This is a genomic window from Microbulbifer sp. (assembly GCF_036563125.1).
Lineage (GTDB): Bacteria > Pseudomonadota > Gammaproteobacteria > Pseudomonadales > Cellvibrionaceae > Microbulbifer.
On the sequence record NZ_DATCMV010000179.1, the window covers coordinates 52,208 to 75,115 of the forward strand.

General features: G+C 59.4%; 17 protein-coding genes and 2 tRNA genes. 15 read left to right on the top strand and 4 right to left on the bottom strand.

The features are described 5' to 3' along the window. The first annotated feature begins 272 nt into the window (after positions 1-272). The 4 genes from VIL80_RS15240 to VIL80_RS15255 are packed head-to-tail and all read left to right on the top strand — an operon-like array spanning position 273 to position 4,841. Positions 273-779 carry a (2Fe-2S)-binding protein gene (locus VIL80_RS15240; RefSeq protein WP_332036948.1) on the top strand — a complete coding sequence of 169 codons (507 nt, stop codon included), beginning with the start codon at positions 273-275 and terminating at the stop codon, positions 777-779. After that, positions 776-3,157, top strand: a complete 2,382-nt coding sequence (locus VIL80_RS15245; protein ID WP_332036949.1) for a xanthine dehydrogenase family protein molybdopterin-binding subunit — start codon at positions 776-778, stop codon at positions 3,155-3,157. The genes VIL80_RS15240 and VIL80_RS15245 overlap by 4 nt, the downstream gene beginning before the upstream one ends. Positions 3,158-3,169: 12 nt before the next feature. Then, positions 3,170-4,159 carry an XdhC family protein gene (locus tag VIL80_RS15250; RefSeq protein ID WP_332036950.1) on the top strand — a complete coding sequence of 330 codons (990 nt, stop codon included), beginning with the start codon at positions 3,170-3,172 and terminating at the stop codon, positions 4,157-4,159. 49 nt (positions 4,160-4,208) lie between these two features. Then, positions 4,209-4,841: a nucleotidyltransferase family protein gene (locus VIL80_RS15255; protein ID WP_332036951.1), complete on the top strand. Its 633-nt coding sequence runs from the start codon at positions 4,209-4,211 to the stop codon at positions 4,839-4,841. On the opposite strand, the gene VIL80_RS15260 is transcribed toward VIL80_RS15255, so the two are convergent. The 3 genes from VIL80_RS15260 to VIL80_RS15270 all read right to left on the bottom strand — a co-directional run bounded on the left by VIL80_RS15260 (position 4,818) and on the right by VIL80_RS15270 (position 9,355). Continuing rightward, a complete protein-coding gene (locus tag VIL80_RS15260; RefSeq protein ID WP_332036952.1) occupies positions 4,818-5,843 on the bottom strand; it encodes a zinc-binding alcohol dehydrogenase family protein in 1,026 nt (341 codons plus the stop codon). The two genes, VIL80_RS15255 and VIL80_RS15260, sit on opposite strands and share 24 nt — an antisense overlap. Before the next feature lie 154 nt (positions 5,844-5,997). Further along, positions 5,998-7,167: a PepSY-associated TM helix domain-containing protein gene (locus tag VIL80_RS15265; protein ID WP_332036953.1), complete on the bottom strand. Its 1,170-nt coding sequence runs from the start codon at positions 7,165-7,167 to the stop codon at positions 5,998-6,000. A 73-nt stretch (positions 7,168-7,240) separates the two neighbouring features. Beyond that, on the bottom strand, positions 7,241-9,355 hold the full coding sequence (locus VIL80_RS15270) for a TonB-dependent receptor (RefSeq protein WP_332036954.1): 2,115 nt from the start codon (positions 9,353-9,355) through the stop codon (positions 7,241-7,243). 381 nt (positions 9,356-9,736) lie between these two features. Here VIL80_RS15270 and VIL80_RS15275 point away from each other — a divergent pair. The 10 genes from VIL80_RS15275 to VIL80_RS15320 all read left to right on the top strand — a co-directional run bounded on the left by VIL80_RS15275 (position 9,737) and on the right by VIL80_RS15320 (position 20,429). Continuing rightward, positions 9,737-9,813 (top strand) — tRNA-Met (locus VIL80_RS15275). Between the two features lie 56 nt (positions 9,814-9,869). Then, positions 9,870-9,946, top strand: a tRNA-Met gene (locus VIL80_RS15280). Positions 9,947-10,199: 253 nt separating this feature from the next. Further along, complete coding sequence (rimP, locus tag VIL80_RS15285) at positions 10,200-10,676, top strand: ribosome maturation factor RimP (protein WP_318953250.1); 477 nt, start codon at positions 10,200-10,202, stop codon at positions 10,674-10,676. A 177-nt stretch (positions 10,677-10,853) separates the two neighbouring features. Beyond that, positions 10,854-12,350, top strand: a complete 1,497-nt coding sequence (nusA, locus tag VIL80_RS15290) for a transcription termination factor NusA (RefSeq protein WP_332036955.1) — start codon at positions 10,854-10,856, stop codon at positions 12,348-12,350. Positions 12,351-12,496: 146 nt separating this feature from the next. Further along, a complete protein-coding gene (gene infB, locus VIL80_RS15295; RefSeq protein WP_332036956.1) occupies positions 12,497-15,313 on the top strand; it encodes a translation initiation factor IF-2 in 2,817 nt (938 codons plus the stop codon). A 70-nt stretch (positions 15,314-15,383) separates the two neighbouring features. Further along, positions 15,384-15,824, top strand: a complete 441-nt coding sequence (rbfA, locus tag VIL80_RS15300; RefSeq protein ID WP_332036957.1) for a 30S ribosome-binding factor RbfA — start codon at positions 15,384-15,386, stop codon at positions 15,822-15,824. Further along, a complete protein-coding gene (gene truB / locus VIL80_RS15305; RefSeq protein WP_332036958.1) occupies positions 15,824-16,774 on the top strand; it encodes a tRNA pseudouridine(55) synthase TruB in 951 nt (316 codons plus the stop codon). The genes rbfA and truB overlap by 1 nt, the downstream gene beginning before the upstream one ends. A gap of 108 nt (positions 16,775-16,882) precedes the next feature. Continuing rightward, a complete protein-coding gene (gene rpsO / locus VIL80_RS15310; protein WP_318953255.1) occupies positions 16,883-17,152 on the top strand; it encodes a 30S ribosomal protein S15 in 270 nt (89 codons plus the stop codon). A 238-nt stretch (positions 17,153-17,390) separates the two neighbouring features. Then, entirely contained in the window at positions 17,391-19,499 is a 2,109-nt protein-coding gene (gene pnp / locus VIL80_RS15315; RefSeq protein ID WP_332036959.1) for a polyribonucleotide nucleotidyltransferase, read from the top strand. 105 nt (positions 19,500-19,604) lie between these two features. Then, positions 19,605-20,429: a sulfite exporter TauE/SafE family protein gene (locus tag VIL80_RS15320; protein WP_332036960.1), complete on the top strand. Its 825-nt coding sequence runs from the start codon at positions 19,605-19,607 to the stop codon at positions 20,427-20,429. 75 nt (positions 20,430-20,504) lie between these two features. Here the strand turns inward: VIL80_RS15320 and VIL80_RS15325 are convergent, their stop codons facing one another. Continuing rightward, positions 20,505-22,289 (bottom strand): peptide MFS transporter, encoded by a 1,785-nt coding sequence (locus VIL80_RS15325; RefSeq protein ID WP_332036961.1) that lies wholly within the window; start codon positions 22,287-22,289, stop codon positions 20,505-20,507. A 175-nt stretch (positions 22,290-22,464) separates the two neighbouring features. Between VIL80_RS15325 and VIL80_RS15330 the strand changes: the two genes are divergently transcribed. Then, the coding region (locus VIL80_RS15330) for a transglutaminase-like domain-containing protein (RefSeq protein WP_332036962.1) at positions 22,465-22,908 on the top strand (444 nt) is incomplete at its 3' end.

Here is a 22,908-nt window from a genome sequence, read left to right on the forward strand (position 1 = left end):
GATACGGCCACTGCAGATGCCCCCTCGCGGGTTTCTGCGGTGGCCGCCGCCGCGGCCAACTGATCTCCCAATCCCTTCCGGCGCAAAGCCGCGCCCTTTTCTCGACATTCCCCCAACTGCGCCACACTGCCGCTTGAGCCCGATTTACAGTGCGCGTAATTCTTACGAATAGGCAAGAAGTGCAGCGGAACGTACGTTGAAAGCTTCCTGCGCTTGCTCTACTTTGTTATGCGTCCAGGTGTCATTAAAAAAACAGGCGAGCGGAGAAGCCAATGATAAAACTCACCATCAACGGCGAGCCGCGCTCGCTGGATGTACCCGCCGATACCCCAATCCTCTGGGTGCTGCGCGATACGTTAAAGCTCACCGGTACACGCTTTGGTTGTGGCATGGCGTTGTGCGGCACCTGTACCGTGCATCTGGATGGCAATCCTATCCGCTCCTGCACCACGCCAATCTCCATGGCCGAGGGCAAGCACGTCACCACTATCGAGGCCATGGAAAAGGACCCGCTGGGTCGGCGTGTGCAACAGGCCTGGATGGACGAGGCGGTTGCGCAGTGCGGCTATTGCCAGGGGGGGCAGGTGATGAGTGCTGTGGCCCTGTTGAAAAACAACCCGAATCCCGACGATGCACAGATCGACCGCCAGATGAGTGGCAATATCTGCCGCTGTGGCACCTATCCCCGTATTCGCAAAGCCATTCACCGCGCCGCTGCGGCGGCGGAAAAGAATGCCGCCAGTATCGGCGAACCCCTGTTTACGGAGGTGAAGGCATGAACGATTCGATTGTTGATCCCAACGTCGAGCAGGCCGGCGAAGCGGAACTGGAAATTGCCAACGTCAGCCGTCGCCGATTCCTGCGCGGCCTCACCGCCACCGGTGCGCTGGTTATCGCCGCGCGCTGGACACCGGCAGCCTTCGCCGCCCAGGGGGAAGACCCGGACAATCCAAAGAAGTATGGCGCAGAAGCCATGGCCCACGGTTGGGTGGATAACCCGGATGTGTTTATCAGTATCGCCCCGGATAACACCGTCACCCTGATCAATCATCGCGGTGAAATGGGGCAGGGCATCCGCACCAGTGTGGTAATGGTGATGGCCGACGAAATGGGGGCCGACTGGCAGAAGGTGCGTGTCGAGCAGGCCATTGCCAACGAAGAAAAATATGGCAACCAGAACACCGATGGCTCCCGTTCCATGCGCCACTGGTTTGACCCGTTGCGCCGTGCCGGTGCCGCGGCACGTACCATGCTGGAACAGGCGGCGGCCAAACAGTGGGGCGTGCCGCTGGCGGAGTGTCGCACCGGGGTCCATCAGGTAATCCATATTCCAACAAAACGTGCACTTTCCTTTGGTGAGCTGGCGACGGCCGCTGCCGGGCAGCCGGTTCCGGACCGCAAGTCCCTGAAGCTCAAAAGCCCGGACCAGTGGCGCTATATCATGCGCAAGCCGCAAGAGTTCCCCAAAGCCAATGTCGGTCAGCCGCTGGCAGTGGACGGTATGGATATCCTCACCGGCAAGGCACAGTTTGCTGCGGATGTCAGCTGGGACAACATGCTGTACGCGGTCATCGCGCGCCCGCCGTCCTACGGCTCGGCGGTGAAATCGTTCGATGACAAAAAGGCGCTGGCGGTGCCGGGGGTGGTCAAAGTGATCCAGATGCCCACCGCAACACAGCCTTCGGGCTATGAGCCGATGGGCGGAATTGCGGTGCTGGCGGAATCCACCTGGGCGGCGATCCAGGGGCGCAAGGCGCTCGCTATCGAATGGGATAACGGGCCGGCCGGTGCCAACGCCAGCTATGACTCCGTCGCCTTCCGCAAGCTGCTGGAAGAAAGGGCGAAAAAAACCGGCAAGATCGAGAGCAAAAAAGGCGATATAGAGGCCGCTCGCAAGGCTGCCGCGCAGTCGTTGAGCGTCAATTACTACGCACCGCATATGGCCCAGGCGCCTATGGAGCCGATGGCGGCCATTGTGCGTATCAACGGTGACAAGGCCGATGTGTGGACTTCGGTACAGAATCCACAGGCCGCCCGCGATGGCGTGGCCAAGCGTCTGCAGCTGAAGCCGGAGAATGTCACCGTCCAGTGCGGTCTGATGGGAGGCGGCTTCGGGCGCAAGGCCAAGCCGGACTATGTGTTTGAGGCGGCGGACCTGAGCAAGGCGATGGACGGCCGCCCGGTACGGGTGCAGTGGACCCGTGAAGATGACCTGCACAACGGCTTTTTCCACGCCGTGGCACTCGAGCATATGCAAGGCTACCTGGACGACAACAAGCGCGTCAGTGGCTGGCTGCACCGTTCCCTGGCCCCCAGTATTTCGTCCCTGTTCGCCCCCGATGCCGAGTATCAGTCGGCGGCGGAGATGGGCATGGGCATCCGCAATATGCCGTTCGATATCCCCGCGATACAGCAGGAGAACGGCGAGGCGGAGGGGCATATCCGTATCGGCTGGTTCCGCTCGGTCTACAACGTGCCCCACGCCTTTGCGATCCAGAGTTTTGTGGCAGAGCTCGCTGATCTGGCGGGCAAAGATCACCGGGACTTCCTGCTCGAGTTACTGGGACCGGACCGGAAAATCGATCCGGGCAAGGAAGATATTTTCAATTACGGTGAAGACCCGGCGCGCTACCCCATCGACACCGCGCGTTACCGTGCGGTGATCGAGCGAGCCACCAAAGAGGCCGGTTGGGGCAAGAAGATGCCGCCCAACCGTGGGCTGGGCCTCGCGGTACACAACAGCTTTGTGTCCTACTGCGCGATCGTGATGGATGTGGAGGTCAGCGAAGGCGGCGACGTTATCGTGCACCGCGCAGATGTCGCATTTGACTGCGGCCCCCAGATCAACCCGGATCGTGTCGCCGCCCAGCTGGAAGGGGCCTGCGTAATGGGTACCGGCATCGCATTGATGACACAGATTACCGCCAAGGACGGCCGTATACAGCAGGATAACTTTCACCAGTATCTGGTGCCGCGCATTAACGAGTCTCCCCGGGAGATTCACGTATACGCGGTGAATAACGATCTGGATATTCCAATCGGCGGCGTGGGTGAACCCGGGTTGCCGCCGGTGGCGCCGGCCCTGTGCAATGCGATTTTCGCCGCGACCGGCAAACGTATCCGCACCCTGCCGGTGGCAGACCAGTTGAAAAGCTGAGCGGGGCCAGTGATGCAGCACCTTGATGTTCAGGTGGTAGAGCAGGGGCTGGCGTGGCTGGAAGCCGGTGAAACCATCTGGTTGTGCACTGTGCTCTCAACCTTTGGCTCATCGCCGCGGGCGCCGGGTTCGATCATGGTGGCGCGCGAGGATGGCAGTCACCTGGGTTCACTATCCGGTGGCTGTGTCGAGGAGGATTTTCTCGCGCGGGTGCAGCGCGGTGAGTTCAGCCAGCGGGTGTGTATCGAGCGCTACGGCGACCTGCGCGAGCAGCCATCGGCTAAGCGTTCGCCGGTGCAGTTGCCCTGCGGCGGCATTCTGGAGGTGCTGGTCGAGCGACTTCCCCCCGAGCTTGGCAATCGTCAACATCTCGCAGAGCTACTCGCGGTATTGCGCGGGCAGCAGCAGAAATTGCGTACGGTTTCCCTGCTCGATGGGCACTGCAGTTTGCGCCCGGTTGTGCACGCCGGGGGCGATACCGTAGCGGTCTCGGCGGAGTGCATCAGCATTCGTGTCGGGCCCGCAGCGCGTCTGATTATCGCCGGGCTCTCCAGTGTCGCCAGAATCTGTGCGGAGTTTGCCGTGGCGCTGGGTTATGAAGTGATTCTGTGCGAGCCGCGCGAGGAGGAGTATCGCGATTTCAATCTTGCCGGTGTGCGCCTGGAGAAAACCTTCCCCTCGGTATTTATCGCGGAGGCGGGTAACTGCCACCAGCAGACCGCGGTGGTGGCGATGACCCACGACCCGCGCATCGACGACCTGGCGATGATGGAGGCGGTCAAGACCGACGCGTTTTATATCGGCGTGATGGGATCACGGCGCACCTCGGATAAGCGTGCAACCCGGCTGTTATCCACAGGCGGTTTGACCACGCAAGAGCTGGAGCGTATCCATATGCCCATTGGCCTTGCCCTGGGGAGTAAAACACCGGCGGAAATTGCACTGGCGGTGATGGCGGATATCCTGCGTGTGCAGCGAGGCATCCCGCGCGATGCGCTCTGATAGTGGGATTTCGCCGGATGCGCCCACAGGCCGCACCCTCGGACTGGTTATGGCAGCGGGGTTTTCCCGGCGTTTCGGCGCGGATGACAAGCGCGCGTTGCGGCTGGCGGACGATGTAAGCCTGCTGGGGCATACGCTGGCACAGGTGCAGCCCGCCTTTACCGGTACCGGCGGGCAGAGTCTGCTGGCGGTGGTGATACGTCCCGACGACAGTCCGTCCGCGCTGGGGATTCCGGAGGAATGCCACATTGTCAGAGCACCCAATGCGCGCGGTGGTCTGGGGGCCAGTATCGCCGATGCCATGATTGCGGTGCGGACTCTGCCGTTGACCCGCGATATCGACAGTGTTGCGATCCTGTTGGGGGATATGCCCGCACTTAAGCCGGCAACGCTCGCAAAATTATTAGCAGCCAGTAGTGCCGATACCATCGTCCGCCCGCGATTTAAAGCGCATTGCGGTCACCCAGTAGTGTTCGGACGGAAGTTCTGGCCAGTGTTATGTGGCCTTGCTGGGGACGAGGGCGCGCGCCAGGTCATCGCCGCGCATGTATCGGCGCTGACCGTCGTTGACGTGGATGACCCGGGTACGCTTCTCGATATTGATACCAGGTGGGAGTTTGAACGCCACTGGCACAATGATAGCGGGATGGCCTCGAGGTTATTCCCAGCCACTCAAGACTAGCTTGCCGATGGTGCGCCCGGTTTCCAGTTGCCGGTGTGCCAGGCGCAAATTGGTCGCATTGATTGGCTCCACCGTGTCACTGACGGTGGTCACCAGTGTTTCGTTATCCACCAGTTTTGCGATCTGTTCCAGTATCCAGCCCTGGCGATCCATGTCATCGGTTGCAAACTTGCTGCGGGTGAACATGAACTCCCACACAAATGTCGCGCTTTTGGGCTTCAGCAGGTTCAGCGGCAGGGGCTCTTTATTGTCCACCACACAGCAGATTTTCCCCTGCGGCTTGATGGCGTTGGCCATCGCCGCGAAGTGCTGATCGGTATCGGCGAGGCAGAGTATGTAATCCACCTCGGGGATCCCGATATCCTTAAGCTCCTCATCCACCGGGTTGCGGTGATTGACCACATGGCTCGCGCCCATCTGTTTTACCCAGAAGCTGGATTTGGTGCGCGATGCGGTGGCGATGACTTTGAGTTTGGCGAGCGAGCGCGCCAGCTGGATCGCCATGGAACCCACGCCGCCGGCGCCGCCAATGATCAGGATGGACTTGCCGGCATCTGTTCCCGTGCTGCTGATTTCGAGCCGGTCAAACAGTGCTTCCCAGGCGGTGAGGCTGGTCAGTGGCAGCGCTGCGGCTGCGGAGTAGTCCTGGGTACGGGGTATGCGGGCGGTAATGCGCGCGTCCACCAGCTGGTATTCGCTGTAACAGCCCGGGCGGGTGATATCACCGGCATAGTACACCCGGTCGCCGGGCGTGAAGCTTTCCACCGCACTGCCAACGGCCACGACTTCACCGGCGGCATCCCAGCCGAGGATTTTTGGTGTCGCTTCCACAATGGCGTCGGGTTTGGGGGCGCGGACTTTGGTGTCCACCGGATTGACCGCGATTGCCTTGACCGCCACCAGCAGGTCCCGCGGGCCGGGTTCCGGCCGGTCTATCTGCAGGTCAAGCAGGGAATCTTCAGCGTCAATGGGCAGGTATTGGAAAAGGCCGACAGCTTTCACGCGGGAACTCCATGTCCGTTGAGTGCTTGGTTACGGGTGGGTAATCAATATCCCTGATTCAATTTTCGCGCCGGCGAGTGTGCTCAGGACGGCAGCGCTTTTGTAAACACGGTCGCAGTTTAGTTGAGCAGTTCTGCCGAGACTGTGATTTGTCTCAGACTTCCGCGGGGATATTGGACGGTCGGACAGGATTTGGTGCTTTCCGGGTCCCGGCCTTCTGCTTGAGGCTGCGTTTCTGCCACCACAGGTACACTCCAGTGCCGAACAGGAGCGCGGGCGCAAGCCCCGCAATCAGTACCAGCCAGCGTCCGACGATGCCCAGGGCATCGCCGTTATGCAGGGGAAACTGCCACCGCAGGATCTTGTTGCCCAGAGGAATCTCGGTGACATTCTGGGACATCAGGACCTCACCGGAATACTGGTCGATACGCACAATACTGGCGCCGTAGTTGGACCAGGCTTCGCCGGCTGCGCGGTAGGTGAGGCCGTAGCTGTCCTTGTTATCCACAGGCAGATAAATCCGTTTCAGAACACCACCGGGGAATACTGTTTCGCCGATGGCCGCCGCCTGGTCCGGCGTTATCGGGGTGCCGGATCCCCGCGTGGAGCCGGGGAGGGCGGGGCGAGGTTCCAGTTCGAACAAACTGCCCACTACCGCTTCAACCTGCGAGGGGAATACCAGGGTTACGCCGGAGAAACTGGTCATCAGCAGCATTGGCAGGAAGTAGATGCCGAACACCTTGTGGATATCAAAATAAAAGCGGAAGCGGTTGCCGGTGCGGGAAATTGTGAAAGCGCGCTTCCATTTACCACTGCCGCGCTTGTGCAATTTCGGCCACCACAAAACGGCACCGCTGATACAGAACACCATCAGCAGCAGCCCCATAAAACCCACCACGGTTTTGCCGGTCTTGCCTGCGAGTAATGTGTAGTGCAGGCGATAGACCCAGGTCATGGTGCTGGTCGTGGTACCCCAGGTGCGCACCGCGAGTACTTCCGCATCGGTGGGCGACACGCTGACTTCCACCGGGCCCGGTGCACCTTCTGGCGTGGGGAAGCGGACAACGTGGGGGCTGCCCGGCTGGCGCTGGGTCATCAGTCGGGTGGGCGCGGGATTGCCCGGCACTGCCGCCCGGGCGGCGGTGAGGATATCCGCGTAGCTGGCTGCTTGGGCACTGGGATTGAAGCGGACGGTGTGCGGCGCAAGTTTTTCGTCCAGCGCGTGATCGAACACCAGCAGGCTGCCGGTCAATCCGATAAGCGCAAGCAGCAGGCCGAGAGTGAGGCCCGCGTACTTGTGAAGGATGAAAAAGGTTTTGCGCATGCACACCTCAGGCCGCCGCTCCTGCTGCCGCCGGAATCCAGATACCCGCTTGCGCGGGTATCACGGGACTCAATTAAAACACTTTCGAGTAAGACAGATTCACGCTGCGCCCGAGGCCCATGAAGTTGCGGGCATCGTTACCTGCGGTCTGGGAGTAGTAGGTGAAGTAGTCTTCGTTGGTCAGGTTCTGGAGCCCCAGCGCAAACTCACCACCGAGCGCTTTCAGCTGTGCACTGGCATCGATGATGGTGTAACCGTCGAATTCGGTGGTCACCACCCCGGCGCTGTTTTCAAAGTCCCGATCCAGCAGCCAGTTGGCCTGCAGGCGGGTGCTGAATACGTCGTTCCAGTTGCGCGCCCAGCTCAGGTTGAAGCGGTTGGGGGCGATGTTGCGGCCGTCCAGGTCGGTGTCCACCTTGCCGTCGTCGTTGGAGTCGTAGCGACCCTTGGTGTAGGCGTAGCGGGCTTCCAGGGTGTCGGTTTCCGTTACAAACCACTGACCGCGCAATTCTACACCGTCGATCTCGGTTTGCTCGCGGCTGACACTGTAAATGCCATCGCTGCCGAGGTTCAGGCGCTGGCCGAAGTCGGAGTCGGAGGTGTAGTAGGCCAGCTGTGCAGTAAATTTATCGCCGCTGAAGTCCACACCGATTTCCTGGTTTTCGGTCAGGATCGGTTTCAGGTCGAGGAAGCTTTCCACATCCTGGTCCGGTTGGTTGATACCGCGCAGCACCCGGCCCACATCCGGCATGGAGAAGCCTTCGGAGTAGTTGGCGTAAACCCGCAGGCCTTCGCTGATGGCATAGGTAGCGCCGATATTGCCGAGGGTTTCACTGAACTCCGGGTTGCCACCCTTCACGAACTGGCCGCCGTTATAGGAGTACAGAGTAGTGAAGTCATCCACCTGCAGTTCGGAGATTTCACGGCGCACACCGGCGGTGATGGTCATGTGCTCTATACCGCTGAACTCCGCCTGCGCATAAGGAGCGATGTTTTTGTATTTGGTCGGCGGTACCCAGGCGCGGTTGGTGAGGATCAGCTGCTGCCAGGTTTCGTCCTGCAGCAGGTCCACACCGTAGGCGAGGCTCACTGGTGCGCCGGCAATTTCATCCTTGATCAAGGTCAGCTTCAGGCCGCGCTTTTCCGAGTTGTTCTGGGACTGGTCGAACACCACATCGCCGTAGGTGGGATCCTGGAAGGTACCGCTGGGGGTGCCGCCATAAGTACCGGCGAAGTCCTGGGAGAAAACCTGTGCGCGCAGTTTCTGGCCGAGGAAATCTTCCTTGGTGTACTGCAGGTTGATGGTGGTCACTTCGTTGGACGGTGATTTGCCCGGTACGTCCGCTTCGATCGCGGTGGTGGGAATGCCCTCGGAAATGTCACCGTCGACGCTCAACCAGTTGTTGTTGCCTTCCAGCAGGTAGTGATTGATGGTCAGCTGCACACGCTGGTCGTCCCAGCTGTAGCCGGTCTTGATGAAGGCGTTGATGGTCTCGCTGTCCATGGTGTCGCCCTGGGTATTGTCGAAACCGACAATCTCACCATTGGCGTCGTAGCTGATGCCGGTATTGCGGTAGGCCAGGCTCGCGAGTACATCGACGTCGTCCAGCTTGCTCGAGACACTGTAGCTGCCGTTGTAACCCAGGGTGTCGCTCAGTTCTTCCGGCTGCAGGTTGGATTCCACCCGCAGGCTCTGCTGGAATTCATCGCTGGGGGTGCGCGTCACCAGATTGATGATGCCGCCGGAGGCGCCCATGCCGTGGATGGCGTTGGCGCCGTGAATCACTTCCACCCGCTCCAGCATCAGCGGATCGATGGTGTGGCCGTCGCGACCGCCGTCGCGCAGCGGGTTGGACTGCGGCACGCCGTCGATCAGGTACAGCGGCTTGCGACCGCGCAGGCTCTCACCAGCGCTGGTCATCTTTTGACGGCTGGGGGAGAAGCTCGGGATCAGGTTGCCGAGGATGGTGGACAGGTCACTGGTGGCGGCCATCTGATTGGTCAGCTCCTGCTGGTCGATCAGGGTGACGGTATTGGGGATGGCGCTCAGGGGCTTCTCAGTACGGCTCGCGGTAACCACGACTTCTTCGGCAATGCGCGAATCGGTTTCTGCGGCATTGGCGATTGAGCTGGTGATTGAACTGACGGCGGCGATGGCCAGGGCTAGGGAAGTGCGTGTCCCGCGCATGCTGAACTCCTCGGGCATTATTCGGTGATATTCGTTGTGAAACTTTGCTTATGTCTTGGACGCGACTGATTGTTCGAGTCTCATGGCGGGTATTCGATGGTGTTTCCGCCCGGGCGTCTGTCGCACCCGTTAATGTGGGGTGCGATCATAAGCGTAATGAGAATGCTTAGCAATTAGGTTTTGCTGATGGCTTGGGGGGGGCGTTAATTAATTTCGCTGTGAGGCCCGTAATTACTGTTGTCAGATCAATGTGTGTAATTAAATGCCAGAAGTGACTTGACTCCCCTAGGGGCGATCAATAGAATGCGCAGCCTCTGAGCGGTTGGGGTCACCCACCGCAAGAAGTCGAAAACCTACCAGGTCGGCTTCTAGGGTTGTTGGTGCGGGGTGGAGCAGCCTGGTAGCTCGTCGGGCTCATAACCCGAAGGTCGTAGGTTCAAATCCTGCCCCCGCTACCAAATTTCCATTTATACTTCTCAAGTGGTAAGTGGTTGTCAAATCCCAGAGTTGTTGTTGCGGGGTGGAGCAGCCTGGTAGCTCGTCGGGCTCATAACCCGAAGGTCGTAGGTTCAAATCCTGCCCCCGCTACCAAATTTTACAAAAGTGCTTCAGGGCGCTTTTGTGTAGTAAAAGCCCCTGTTAGGGGCTTTTTCGTATCTGCGGCAAATGGGGTTATCCTAGTTTGTCATCCGAATGGGCCGGAAGTCGGCGCCGCGGTTTCTCATTCGGACCGTGGGGTCAGCTTCGCTGCCCATTTTTTGTTTTTGCAATCTGCCGCGGCAGTTGCACATCTGCCCCGCTAGTCGGCAGTACGGCTGACATGATCGCGGGCCAAAGTGGTGATATGGCAAGTAAGCGCGAACTTTTGGAAGAGCTTCTGGCTCCAGTGGTTGAATCGCTGGGGTGTGAGCTGTGGGGGATCGAATACCAGACCCATGGTCGCAACGCCCTGCTGCGCATTTATATCGACGCCGAAGAGGGCGTTACCGTGGAGGACTGCGAAAAGGTCAGTCGCCAGGCAAGCGCAGTGCTGGATGTGGAAGATCCGATCACCGGCAATTACACCCTGGAAGTTTCCTCCCCGGGTATGGACCGGCCGCTGTACAAACTCGAGCAGTTCGAGCGTTATACCGGTGCCCAGGTGGAAGTCCGCCTGCGTATGCCGCTGGAGGGCCAGCGCAAGTGGCGCGGCCTGCTGGCGGGCGTTGAGGGCGACGAAGTGGTCCTGCGTATCGACAGCGAAAATGAATACCTGCTGCCGATCGACAGTATTGAGCGAGCGAATGTCATTCCGCAGTTTGAGAGCGGAAAGAAGAAGTAACGCGTTCGCTGCACTACCCGCGCTTGTATCTGCAGGCGCGGGTATCACAGTTTTGAGACCCGGGATTTCCGGGGATATTTTGTAGGGCAATGCAGAAGTAGCGGGTGGGAATGGCACGTGTGCCGCTCACCATGGCATTGAATTAAAAGCACGTAGCGTTTTTGAAGAGGCAGCTGCATGAACAAAGAAATCTTGCTGGTAGCCGAAGCGGTTTCCAACGAGAAAGGCGTTGACCGGGATATTATTTTCCAGGCAATCGAGGCGGCCCTGGCAACGGCCACCAAGAAACGCTACGACGAAGATTCCACCGTCCAGGTGATCATCAATCGTCGCACCGGTGACTACGAAACTTTCCGCAGCTGGGAAGTGGTGGGCGACGAGACCCTCGCCGAGCTGGGTACCCAGTTCACTCTGGAAGAGGCTCACGAGAAAGATCCCGAGCTGAAAGCTGGTGATGTGTATCGCGAGCAGGTGGAAAACGTCGAGTTCGGCCGCATCGCCGCGCAGACTGCCAAGCAGGTTATCGTGCAGAAAGTGCGCGAAGCCGAGCGCGCCAAGATCGTCGACGAATATCGCGATCGCGTCGGTGACCTGATCAGCGGCACCGTGAAAAAGGTGACTCGTGACTTTATCGCCGTGGACCTGGGCAACAATGCCGAAGCGCGCCTGCCGCGCGACCAGCTGGTTGGCCGTGAGATTTTCCGTCTCGGCGACCGCGTGCGCGCCATCCTGAAAGAAATCCTGCCGGAAGCCCGCGGCCCGCAGCTGATGCTGAGCCGCTCCTGCCCGGAAATGCTGATCGAACTGTTCCGCATTGAAGTGCCGGAAATCTCCGAACAGGTGATCGAGATCAAGGGCGCTGCGCGCGATCCGGGCCTGCGCGCCAAGATCGCAGTGAAAACCAACGACGGTCGTATCGATCCGGTGGGCGCCTGTGTGGGTATGCGCGGTGCACGTGTGCAGGCAGTTTCCAATGAACTGTCTGGCGAGCGTGTGGATATCGTGCTGTGGGACGACAACCCCGCCCAGTTCGTCATCAATGCCATGGCCCCGGCGGAAATCGAATCCATCGTAGTGGATGAAGATGCGGGCTCCATGGACGTGGCCGTGGCCGAAGAAAACCTGGCGATGGCCATCGGCCGCAGCGGCCAGAACGTACGCCTGGCGTCCGAACTGACCGAGTGGCAGATCAACGTGATGAGCGTTGATGTGTGGCAGGCCAAGCAGGAAGCCGAATCCGGCAGCATCATGGAAGTCTTCATGGAGCGTCTGGATATCGATGAGGATGTGGCCAGCGTGTTGGTGGAAGAAGGTTTTACCAGCCTCGAGGAAGTGGCCTACGTACCGATGGAAGAAATGCTCACCATCGAGGGTTTCGACGCGGAAATCGCCGAAGAGCTGCGCGCCCGCGCCAAAGACGCCCTGCTGACCCAGGCGTTGGCTTCCGAAGAGCAACTGGATGCCGGTGAGCCCCAGGAAGACCTTCTGAACATGGAAGGCATGGATCGCCAGCTGGCATTCCAGCTCGCGAGCCGCGGTGTGGCCACCATGGAAGACCTCGCGGAGCAGGCGGTAGACGACCTGCTGGATATTGACGGTATGGACGAAGAGCGCGCCGCCGCACTGATCATGAAAGCCCGCGAACCCTGGTTCGCCGACGACAGTGGTCAATAAGCCAAGTACCCAAGTGCCGGGCGAACGCCCGGCCACGCGCACCAACGTTGCGTGCGCGCCACGAATTGCCTGCCATGCAGGTCAAGGGTGGAGCAGCAAAATGCATTGAAGCTGCTCTGCCACCAAGTGACTTTTTAGGAGAGAGAATGGCCGAAGTAACAGTTAGCGAACTCGCCAAATCGGTTGGTGCCACCGAAGAGCGTCTGCTCAAGCAGATGCAGGAGGCGGGTTTGCCCCACACTTCAGCGGATGCAAAGGTATCTGCGGAAGAAAAACAGGTCCTGCTCAACTTCCTGAAAAGCAGTCACGGGGAGCAGAGTGCTTCACCTCGCAAAATCACCCTCCAGCGCAAGACCACCACTACACTGAAAACCGGATCTGGCGCCGGCCGTAAAACAGTGAACGTGGAAGTGCGCAAGAAGCGTACCTACGTCAAGCGTGCAGACGCGGATGAAGCCGAGCAGCCAGAAGTAGATACCTCCGCCCTGTTGAAGGCCGAAGAAGAGCTGGCCGCAGCTGAGAAAGCCGCGGCCGAGCGCGCGCGCGCTGAACAGGAAGCCGCGGAAGCCGAAGCCAAGGTGCGTGCCGAAGCGGAAGCCAAGGCCCGCCAGGAAGCGGAAGAGGCTGCGAAGGCCGAAGCCGAAGCCAAGGCCGCAGAGGCTGCTGCGGTTGAATCCAAAGAGGCAGACAAGGCCGCGGAAGCCAAGCCCGAGCCGAAACCGGAACCCAAGCCTGAAGCACCGCCCGTTCGCTCCAGCTACGTCGATGATATCGAAGCCATGCGCCTCGCTGCGATCGAGCGTCGCAAGAAAGAAGACGAGCGTGAAGCCGCGGAGCTGGAAGAGAAAAAAGCACGCGTGGAAGCGGAGCGTGCTCGCGTTGAGCAGGAGCAGAAAGAGCGCGAAGAAAGGGTTAAGAGCAAAGATACCGCTGCCGCAGAGGCCAAGACTACAGCAGCAGCTCCCCGTCGCAAGCACGAGGTTGTGGATGTCGTCAGCCGCAGCGAAGACGAAGACGAGCCGCGCAAGCGTCGCGGTGGTCGCCGCAGCAAGACTGGCCCGAAAAAATCCAGCAAAACCTCTCTTTTCGATGCGGCGTTGGAAGCATTCGACAGCGATGAAGATGAGAAGCGCAGCACGCGTTCCCTGTCTCGTCCGACGCTGAACATAAAGAATACGCACGGCTTCAAACGGCCGACAGGAAAGCAAGTGTACGAAGTACAACTGGGCGAGACGATCACCGTCGGCGATCTTGCCAAACAGTTGAATATCAAGGCCGGTGAACTGATCAAACGCCTGATGAAAATGGGCGAAATGGTTACCATCAACCAGAGTCTGGATCGCGAAACCGCGACCCTGATTGTCGAAGAGCTGGGCCACAAGGTGGTCTTCCGCTCCGAGAACGAGCTGGAAGAGCAGCTGGTAGCCCAGTCCCAGCAGCTGGAAGGTGAAGAAGTATCCCGTGCGCCGGTTGTGACCGTGATGGGCCACGTCGACCACGGTAAGACCTCGCTGCTGGATTACATCCGCAACACCAAAGTTGTTTCTGGTGAGGCCGGTGGTATTACCCAGCACATTGGTGCCTACCGGGTGCCGACCAGCCATGGCGAGATCGCCTTCCTGGATACCCCCGGACACGCGGCGTTTACCGCCATGCGTGCCCGCGGAGCCCAGGCTACCGACGTGGTGATTCTGGTGGTTGCAGCGGACGACGGCGTGATGCCGCAGACCGAAGAGGCCATCGCCCACGCCAAGGCAGCGGGTGTACCGCTGGTGGTTGCGATCAACAAATGTGACAAGGAATCTGCTGATCCGGACCGTGTGAAGAACGAGCTGGCGGCAAAGGACGTGATCCCGGAAGACTGGGGCGGCGACACCCAGTTCATACAGGTGTCTGCGCACACCGGTCAGGGTATCGAAGAGCTGCTGGAAGCGGTTTCCCTGCAGGCTGAAATGCTGGAACTCAAAGCCAAGGTGGGTGTCCCCGCCACTGGCGTGGTGATCGAAGCGCGTCTGGAAAAAGGCCGCGGTGTGGTCGCTACCCTGCTGGTACAGAATGGCGAACTGAAGCGCGGCGATATCGTACTCGCCGGCCAAAGCTTCGGCCGCGTGCGCGCCATGACCAACGAACTGGGCAAGTCCGTTAAAGATGCGGGCCCGTCGACGCCGGTAGAACTGCTGGGTCTGGATTCCACGCCCAACGCCGGTGACGAGTTCCTGGTGGTGGCAGACGAGCGCAAGGCCCGTGAAGTGGCGGAGCAGCGCGCAGAGAAAGAGCGCAGCGAGCGTATGCAGCGCCAGCAGGCGGCCAAGCTTGAGAACATGTTTGCGAACATGGAAGCCGGCGAGAAGAAAGTCCTGCCGGTGGTGCTCAAGACCGACGTTCGCGGTTCTCTGGAAGCTATCCAGTCCGCGCTGATGGATATCGGCAACGAAGAAGTTTCCGTGACTGTGGTTTCCAGTGGCGTTGGCGGTATCGCCGAGAACGACGTCAACCTGGCGCTCACCTCCGGTGCCATCATCCTCGGGTTCAACACCCGTGCCGATGTGGCCGCGCGCAAGCTGGCGGAAAATGAGGGTGTGGAAATCCGCTACTACAGCGTGATCTACAACCTGCTGGACGAAGTAAAGCAGGCGCTGTCCGGTATGCTGGCTCCGGAAGTGCGCGAGGAGATCGTGGGTATCGCAGAAGTGCGCGACGTGTTCCGCTCGCCGAAGTTTGGCGCCATTGCCGGCTGTATGGTTACCGAGGGTACCGTCTACCGCAACAAGCCGATCCGTGTACTGCGCGACAACGTGGTGATCTACCAGGGCGAACTGGAATCACTGCGTCGCTTCAAGGACGACGTAGCCGAAGTCCGTCACGGTATGGAGTGTGGTATTGGCGTTAAGGACTACAATGACGTCAAGCCCGGTGACCAGATCGAGGTCTACGACATCATCAAGGTAGCCCGCGAGCTGTAACTGTTCTCTCTCTTCCCCCGCAATCAGCTCTCTGTTTGCGGGGGAATTGCCATTCTCAAATAGGTAAAAGATGGCCAAAGAATTCCACCGCGCCGACCGGGTCGCCGACGCCATGCGTCGCGAGCTGGCACAGCTGATTCAGCACGAAGTGCGCGACCCACGGGTTGGCATGGTCAATGTCAACGACGTGGAAGTGAGCCGCGATCTCACCACTGCCAAGGTGTATGTGACCCTGGTGGGTGAAGATGATCCCAGCAAGATTGAAATTGCCATGACGGCGCTCAACAAAGCGGCCGGGTTTCTGCGCAGCCAGCTGGCTAAAGAGATCCAGATTCGTATCATCCCCCGTCTGTACTTCCGCTACGACGAAACCTCCGTGCGCGGCCAGCACCTGTCGGCGCTGATCGACAAGGCGGTGAAAGCGGACCAGAAGCACTCTGAGGCGGGCGACGATCAGGTCGACGAGGGTCGCGGCGAAGATAAGGGCCACCAGGAAGAAAGTAACGACTGATGGGCCGCAGACCAAAATGGGGTCGGCAGGTCGACGGTGTGCTGTTGCTGAACAAGCCCGCCGGGATCTCTGCCAACGATGCCCTGCAGAAAGCTAAACGTCTCTTCTTCGCCAATCGCGCCGGTCACACCGGTGCGCTTGATCCGCTGGCCACCGGCGTACTGCCGATCTGCTTCGGTGAAGCGACCAAGTTCTCCCAGTACCTGCTGGATGCGGATAAACGCTATCGCAGCACCTTCTGTTTCGGTATGACCACGGAGACAGGGGATGCCGATGGCAACGTGGTCTCCACTACGGATGCCTCTGGAATTAGCGAGGCGCAGGTGCGCAAGGCGATGGAAGCCTTCCGTGGCACCATCAGCCAGGTACCTTCCATGTACTCGGCGCTCAAGCACAACGGTCAGCCGCTGTACAAGCTGGCGCGCCAGGGCATTGAGGTGGAGCGGGAGCCGCGGCAAGTGGAAATTTATTCCTACGAGCTGCTGAAGTTCATTCCCGCTGCAGACTCGCCAGACAAGCTGCCCCGGGCTGAAGTAGAAGTGCACTGCTCCAAGGGCACCTATGTGCGCAGTCTCGCCGAGGATCTGGGTAAGGCACTGGGCGTAGGCGCCTTTGTGGAAAAGCTCCATCGCAGTGCCGCCGGTCCCTATCACGAGGACGATGCGGTCACTCTGGAAGAGCTGGCAGAAGAGCGCGGTGAAGATCGCGCAGAATTGCTCGATCACCACCTGTTGCCGGCGGATTCTCCCGCCTCCGGGCTGCCCAAAATGATCCTTACGGATGACTCGGGCTACTATCTGCGTCAAGGGCAGCCGGTGATGGATCTGCAGGTCTACCGTTTGGGTGATGAAGGTGATATGGTGCGCCTCTTCCTGGAAAGTGGTGAATTTCTGGGCGTTGGAGAAATTACTGATGACGGGCGGGTCGCACCCCGCCGGTTGGTGAAATAATCCGTAGGAGCCTGCTTTCAGGCGAGCATGGGTAAGCGATTAGCTGATCTGTAAACATGCACGGGTCAGCCGAATTTTCAAAGCATGTTACGAACGAGGTAATTCGTTATGGCACTGTCTGCATCTGAAAAAGCAGCCATCCTGAAAGAGCACGGCCAAGCTGAAGGTGATACCGGTTCTCCGGAAGTTCAGGTTGCCCTGCTGACCGCCAACATCAACAAGCTTCAGGGTCACTTTGCTTCCCACAAGCAAGACCACCACTCCCGTCGTGGTCTGATCCGCATGGTAAACCAGCGTCGTAAGCTGCTGGACTACCTGAAGCGCAAGGATCTGAACCGTTACGCACAGCTGATCGCCAAGCTCGGCCTGCGTCGCTAAGACCCTGCAATGCCCGCCTCTGGCGGGCATTGTTTTTTTAGCTGTAAAGAATTCGTGAATTTTCAGGGGATAGAGATGTTTTTCCCCTGGGAACGCCGAAGTGGCCAAGGGCCTAGCTCGGCAAATTCGCCTGATACAGGCTCCTACAATAATCACTTCGTAGAAGCCCCGATGCAGGCGAACACAGTAGGGGCTGTTGGAATGGGCCAGCAGCCGTAAGGAAACAGGAAAGATACTAGTGAATCCAGTAACCAAAACATTCCAGTACGGAAAAGACCAGGTCACCATCGAAACCGGCCGCGTCGCGCGCCAGGCTACCGGTGCGGCGCTTGTCACAGTGGGCGAAACCGTTGTTCTGTGTACCGTTGTCGGTGCCAAAGACGCCAAAGCCGGCCAGGACTTTTTCCCGCTGTCCGTGCACTACCAAGAGAAGGCCTACGCGGCCGGCAAGATTCCCGGTGGCTTCTTCAAGCGTGAAGGCCGCCCGTCAGAAAAAGAAACCCTGACTTCCCGTCTGATCGACCGCCCGATCCGTCCGCTGTTCCCGAAAGGTTTCATGAACGAAGTACAGGTCATGTGTACCGTTCTGTCCGCGGAAAAAGACGTTGATCCGGATATCGCCGCCATGATCGGTACCTCCGCGGCTCTCTCCATTTCCGGTATTCCGTTTAGTGGCCCGATCGGTGCCGCGCGCGTGGGCTACACCGAGAAAGATGGTTATATCCTGAACCCGGGCTACAAAGCACTGAAAGAGTCCGAGCTGGACATGGTGGTAGCGGGTACCAAGGACGCCGTGCTGATGGTGGAATCCGAAGCGGCCGAGCTGCCGGAAGACATCATGCTGGGCGCGGTTCTGTATGCGCACCAGGAAATGCAGGCGGTAGTTAAAGTCTGTGAAGAGCTGAAAGCCGAAGCTGGCAAGCCCACCTGGGACTGGCAGCCGGAAGCCACCAACGAAGAGCTGAAGTCCGCACTGGAAGCTCAGTTCGGCGAGCAGGTGAAGGAAGCTTACCGCATCACCGACAAGCAGCAGCGCACCACCCGTCTGGGCGAACTGCGCAATGCCGCTGCGGCTGCCCTGGCCACCGAAGAAGTGGACGAAGGTACCGTAAAGACCTACTTCGGCAAGTTGGAGAAGAAAATCGTACGCGGTGCCGTGGTACGTGGCGAACCCCGTATCGACGGTCGCGACACCAAAACCGTGCGTCCGATCAGCGTGGAAGTGGGCGTGCTGCCGAAAGGTCACGGTTCTGCACTGTTCACCCGCGGTGAAACCCAGGCGCTGGTTGTTGCCACCCTCGGTGCCACCCGCGATGCGCAGATCATCGACGCCCTGGAAGGCGAGCGCAAAGACTACTTCATGCTGCACTACAACTTCCCTCCCTACTCTGTAGGTGAAGCGGGTCGTGTAGGCGCCACCGGTCGCCGCGAAATCGGCCACGGCCGTCTGGCCCGTCGCGGTATCGCGGCTGTGCTGCCGAACCCGGAGAGCTTCCCCTACACCCTGCGTGTGGTTTCCGAGATCACCGAATCCAACGGTTCCAGCTCCATGGCTTCCGTGTGTGGTTCCAGCCTGGCGCTGATGGATGCGGGTGTACCGCTGAAAGCACCGGTTGCCGGTATCGCCATGGGCCTGGTGAAGGAAGAAGACGGTTTTGCCGTTCTGACCGATATCCTGGGTGACGAAGACCACCTGGGCGATATGGACTTCAAGGTAGCCGGTACCGCTTCTGGTGTAACCGCGCTGCAGATGGACATCAAGATCGAAGGCATCACCGAAGAGATCATGGAGACTGCTCTGGAGCAGGCCCTGCAGGCTCGCCTCCACATCCTGGCGGAAATGAACAAGGTGATCGGCGCTTCCCGCGAAGTGGTGAACGAGAATGCTCCGCGCTACGCGACCCTGAAGATCCATCCGGACAAGATCCGCGACGTGATCGGTAAAGGTGGCGCGACCATTCGCTCCATCACCGAAGAGACCGGTGCTTCTATCGATATCGAAGACGACGGTACCGTAAAAGTCTTCGGTGAAGACGGTGTAAGCCTGGAAGCGGCAGTTACCCGCATCGAGGAGATCACTGCAGAAGCCGAGATCGGCGCAATCTACGAAGGTAAGGTTGTGCGTATCGTTGACTTCGGTGCGTTCGTCAACTTCCTGCCGGGTAAAGACGGTCTGGTGCACATCTCCCAGATCGCCGAAGAGCGCGTCAATGCGGTTACCGACTACCTGAGCGAAGGTCAGCTGGTTAAGGTTAAAGTGCTGGACGTAGACCAGCGTGGCCGTATCAAGCTGTCCATCAAGGAAGCGACTGCCGATCAGGCGGACGAGGCCACTGGCGAGGAGTAATCCTCACTGGTAGCAGCCAGCCCGCTTGCGGGCTGACGGAAACGGTGGCTATATGCCACCGTTTTTTTTGCATCGAATTTTGAAAGTAGGGTAGTGGGGGACACTGTGGAAGTCTTATTGATTTATCTGCTGGTGGGTATGGGGGCTGGAACCATCGCCGGTCTGTTCGGCGTTGGCGGCGGGCTGATTATCGTGCCCGCGCTGGTGTTGATGTTCACCGCTCAGGGTATCGCCCCGGAGATCCTCACCCACATGGCGGTTGGCACTTCGCTCGCCACCATCATCGTCACGTCCATCAGCTCAGTGCGCACCCATCACGGCAAACGCGCAGTGGACTGGAAGATCTTCGCCACCATGGCACCAGGTATCCTGCTCGGCTCCTGGCTCGGCGGTATGACCGCGGACTGGCTCTCAGGCGCCTGGCTGCAGTTCCTGATTGGTATTTTCGCCGTCGTCATCGGGGTAAAAATGTGGATCGATGGCCTGCGCAAGGTGCAATTACCGACCGACGGCAGCCGCCTGCCCGGCAGGGCCGGGTTGACCCTGGCGGGTACGGTCATTGGCTGGGCTTCGGCGATCTTTGGTATTGGTGGGGGCTCACTTACCGTGCCCTTCCTGTCCCGTTGCCATATCGTGATGCAGCGTGCCGTCGCCACCTCCGCCGCCTGTGGCCTGCCGATTGCGATTGCGGGGGCGATGAGTTTCGCGGTGCAGGGCTGGAATAACCCGCAGCTGCCGGCGTGGAGCACTGGCTATATCTACTGGCCGGCCTTTGCCGGCATCGTGCTCGCCAGCACCTGGTTCGCGCGCCTCGGTGCCAAACTGGCCCACAGGCTCTCACCGCAGCTGCTGAAGAACTGTTTTGCCGGCTTGCTGTTTGTAATCGGAGTGCGCTTTATCTGGCAAAACTACTCCATTCTGTTCAGCTGAATGGCCTTGAGATAGGAACAAAAAAGCCGCTGTGGTTTCCCACAGCGGCTTTTTTTAAGCAGTTGGTATCCGCAGTTAGCGAATGCCGCACATACCCTTTTTCAGCAGTGGCGAGATGACAATCATCAGCGCACCAACGCCGAGTCCCCACCACATCAGGTACTCGTAGAGTCCTGTATAAGTGGCCAGGGTAGAGGCCATATCGGTACCGCCATCCTGAGGCATGGCCGCCATCTTACCGATGCGGGTTGCCACAGTTTCAGACAGGGCAGTGGCCAGGAACCAGGTCCCCATGCTCACGCTGACTACCTTGCCGATAGACAGCTTGGTCACCGCAGACAGTCCAACCGGGGACAGGCACAGCTCACCGGTAGTGTGCAGCAGGTAGGCCAGTACCAGCCAGATCATGGCGACTTTGCCGGCTTCGGTGGGGAAGGCCGCACCCAGTACCAGCGCGCCAAAGCCGAGGCCGGCCTGAATGATACCGAGGCCGAACTTGACCGGGGTGCTGGGCTCCCAGCCGCGCTTGCCCAGCCATACCCACAGGGCAGCGAACGGAATCGCCAGCAGCATGATGAAGCCGGCATTCAGGGAGCCGAACATGGAAGCGCGGATCTCACCGTCACCTACGGTGCGGTCCAGTACGCGGTCCGCATACAGGGTCATGGAACCTGCCGACTGCTCGAACAGTGCCCAGAACACAATGGTGGAGGTGATCAGCACCATCAGCACCACGGTGCGGGAGAACTCCTCGCTGTAGTGGCGGGTAAAGCCGTAGCCGATGAACGCAACCAGCCCGAGCAGCATACAGCCGAGCCATACGTCCACATCGGTGAAGGCCCAGACGAGGCCGAGAGCTGCAGTGACCGCGGCCATGGAAATGGCAATCATGTCCTTGCCTTTGCTGTCTTTATGCAGCATGGAGAACAGGATCAGGCCGACGATGGCGACGATCAGCAGGCTGTTCTGTGCCAGGTGTACCACCGGCTCGCTCTGAACCAGGAACCACACCAGTGCGAGGGAGGCGATGCCGCCCAGATACACGGCCCACTCTTTGTTGATCGGGCCAAGCGCCTTCTCTTTCAGCACTTCTGGGCGGCTGGGCTCGGCCAGTCCATCCAGGTATTTCTGGCCCCAGGTGAAGGTGATCAGGCCCACTACCATGCCGATACCCGCCAGACCGAAGCCGTAGCCCCAACCATAGGTTTCACCCAGCCAGCCACACAGCAGGGTGGCGATAAAGGAGCCGATATTGATGCCCATGTAAAAGATGGTGAAACCGGCGTCGCGACGGGGATCATTCTTGGCATACAGCTGGCCGACGATGGTGGAGATGTTAGGCTTCAGGAAGCCCACGCCTACAGTGATCAGCGCCAGTGCCATAAAGAACACTTTCAGGGCAACCACGTCCTGAATAATCACATTCTCCGTGAGAGTGGTACCGGCGGCGATCACGCTACCGTCGTTCAAAGTGATGGCTTCGCTGAGTACGGTACCTGCTGCATAGGAAATGGCCCCGTGGCCTTCCACGGCCATCAGCAGGTGCCCCAGGCAGAGCAGGATGCCGCCGAACAGTACGGCCTTGCGCATGCCCAGGTAGCGGTCGGCCAACAGACCGCCGATCAGCGGGAGTGCGTAAACCAGGCCGGCATAGGCACCGAGCACATCGTAACCGGCGCTGTCGGTGAACAGGTGGTACTTGGTCAAATACAGCAGAAGCAGGTACTTCATGCCGTAGAAAGAGAATCGCTCCCAGAGTTCGGTAGCAAAACAGATGTAAAGTCCTTTCGGATGGCCGAGCAATTCGCCCGAGCCAGCACGGGGGGCCGTCGTAGTGACGTCTGCGACATTTGATGTCATATCTGCAATCCCGGATGTTATAGCTTTAATGAAAAGTCTTCGGCAGTGTAACAGTCGTCTTAAAAACTGGCGAACGGTTACAGGTGAAACAGGAAATGCGCCTGCAAAAAGGATTCCTTTGCGACAGGAATCGTGGAAAATCGGAAATCCAAAATACGAAATGGGGAAAATAATGATGAAAACCCCGGAAAATTCTGACCTGACGGTGCCAGCCTGGTCACAGGCCCCGTATATCCGCGCGGTGTTGAGTGCCGGCTTGCTGCTGTTGTTGCTGGCTGGTTGCAGCAGCATGCCGCCCGCGCCGGAGTCCCCAATCGACCTGCCATGGCTGCTTTCCGGAGAGGCGCTGTTTGCCGAGCCGGTTGAGCTTGAGGCGCTCCCTGACGACGATATCCTCGGGCTTGAAACGGAATTGCGCGGGTATCTGGCGCAGGTGGCGCCGGGGGAAAGTCCCCAGCAGCGACTGGTTGCCTTGCTGCGTGGTTTTGAGAATCGCGAATTTACCGTGCAGTATCAGGCCGACAGGACACTTACGGCCTCTGAAACGTATCGCCAGCAACAGGGCAATTGCATGGCGTTCACGGTAATGATGGTGGCCATGGCTCGGGAGCTGGGTGCA

Excerpts from the sequence above, each read along its gene's own strand:
- VIL80_RS15255 (WP_332036951.1), top strand. The coding sequence starts at position 4,209 with ATGGCAGCGGGGTTTTCCCGGCGTTTCGGCGCGGATGACAAGCGCGCG.
- VIL80_RS15325 (WP_332036961.1), bottom strand. The coding sequence starts at position 22,289 with ATGACATCAAATGTCGCAGACGTCACTACGACGGCCCCCCGTGCTGGC.
- VIL80_RS15240 (WP_332036948.1), top strand. The coding sequence starts at position 273 with ATGATAAAACTCACCATCAACGGCGAGCCGCGCTCGCTGGATGTACCC.
- nusA (WP_332036955.1), top strand. The coding sequence starts at position 10,854 with ATGAACAAAGAAATCTTGCTGGTAGCCGAAGCGGTTTCCAACGAGAAA.
- rimP (WP_318953250.1), top strand. The coding sequence starts at position 10,200 with ATGGCAAGTAAGCGCGAACTTTTGGAAGAGCTTCTGGCTCCAGTGGTT.
- infB (WP_332036956.1), top strand. The coding sequence starts at position 12,497 with ATGGCCGAAGTAACAGTTAGCGAACTCGCCAAATCGGTTGGTGCCACC.
- rpsO (WP_318953255.1), top strand. The coding sequence starts at position 16,883 with ATGGCACTGTCTGCATCTGAAAAAGCAGCCATCCTGAAAGAGCACGGC.
- VIL80_RS15270 (WP_332036954.1), bottom strand. The coding sequence starts at position 9,355 with ATGCGCGGGACACGCACTTCCCTAGCCCTGGCCATCGCCGCCGTCAGT.
- truB (WP_332036958.1), top strand. The coding sequence starts at position 15,824 with ATGGGCCGCAGACCAAAATGGGGTCGGCAGGTCGACGGTGTGCTGTTG.
- VIL80_RS15250 (WP_332036950.1), top strand. The coding sequence starts at position 3,170 with ATGCAGCACCTTGATGTTCAGGTGGTAGAGCAGGGGCTGGCGTGGCTG.
- VIL80_RS15265 (WP_332036953.1), bottom strand. The coding sequence starts at position 7,167 with ATGCGCAAAACCTTTTTCATCCTTCACAAGTACGCGGGCCTCACTCTC.
- rbfA (WP_332036957.1), top strand. The coding sequence starts at position 15,384 with ATGGCCAAAGAATTCCACCGCGCCGACCGGGTCGCCGACGCCATGCGT.
- VIL80_RS15245 (WP_332036949.1), top strand. The coding sequence starts at position 776 with ATGAACGATTCGATTGTTGATCCCAACGTCGAGCAGGCCGGCGAAGCG.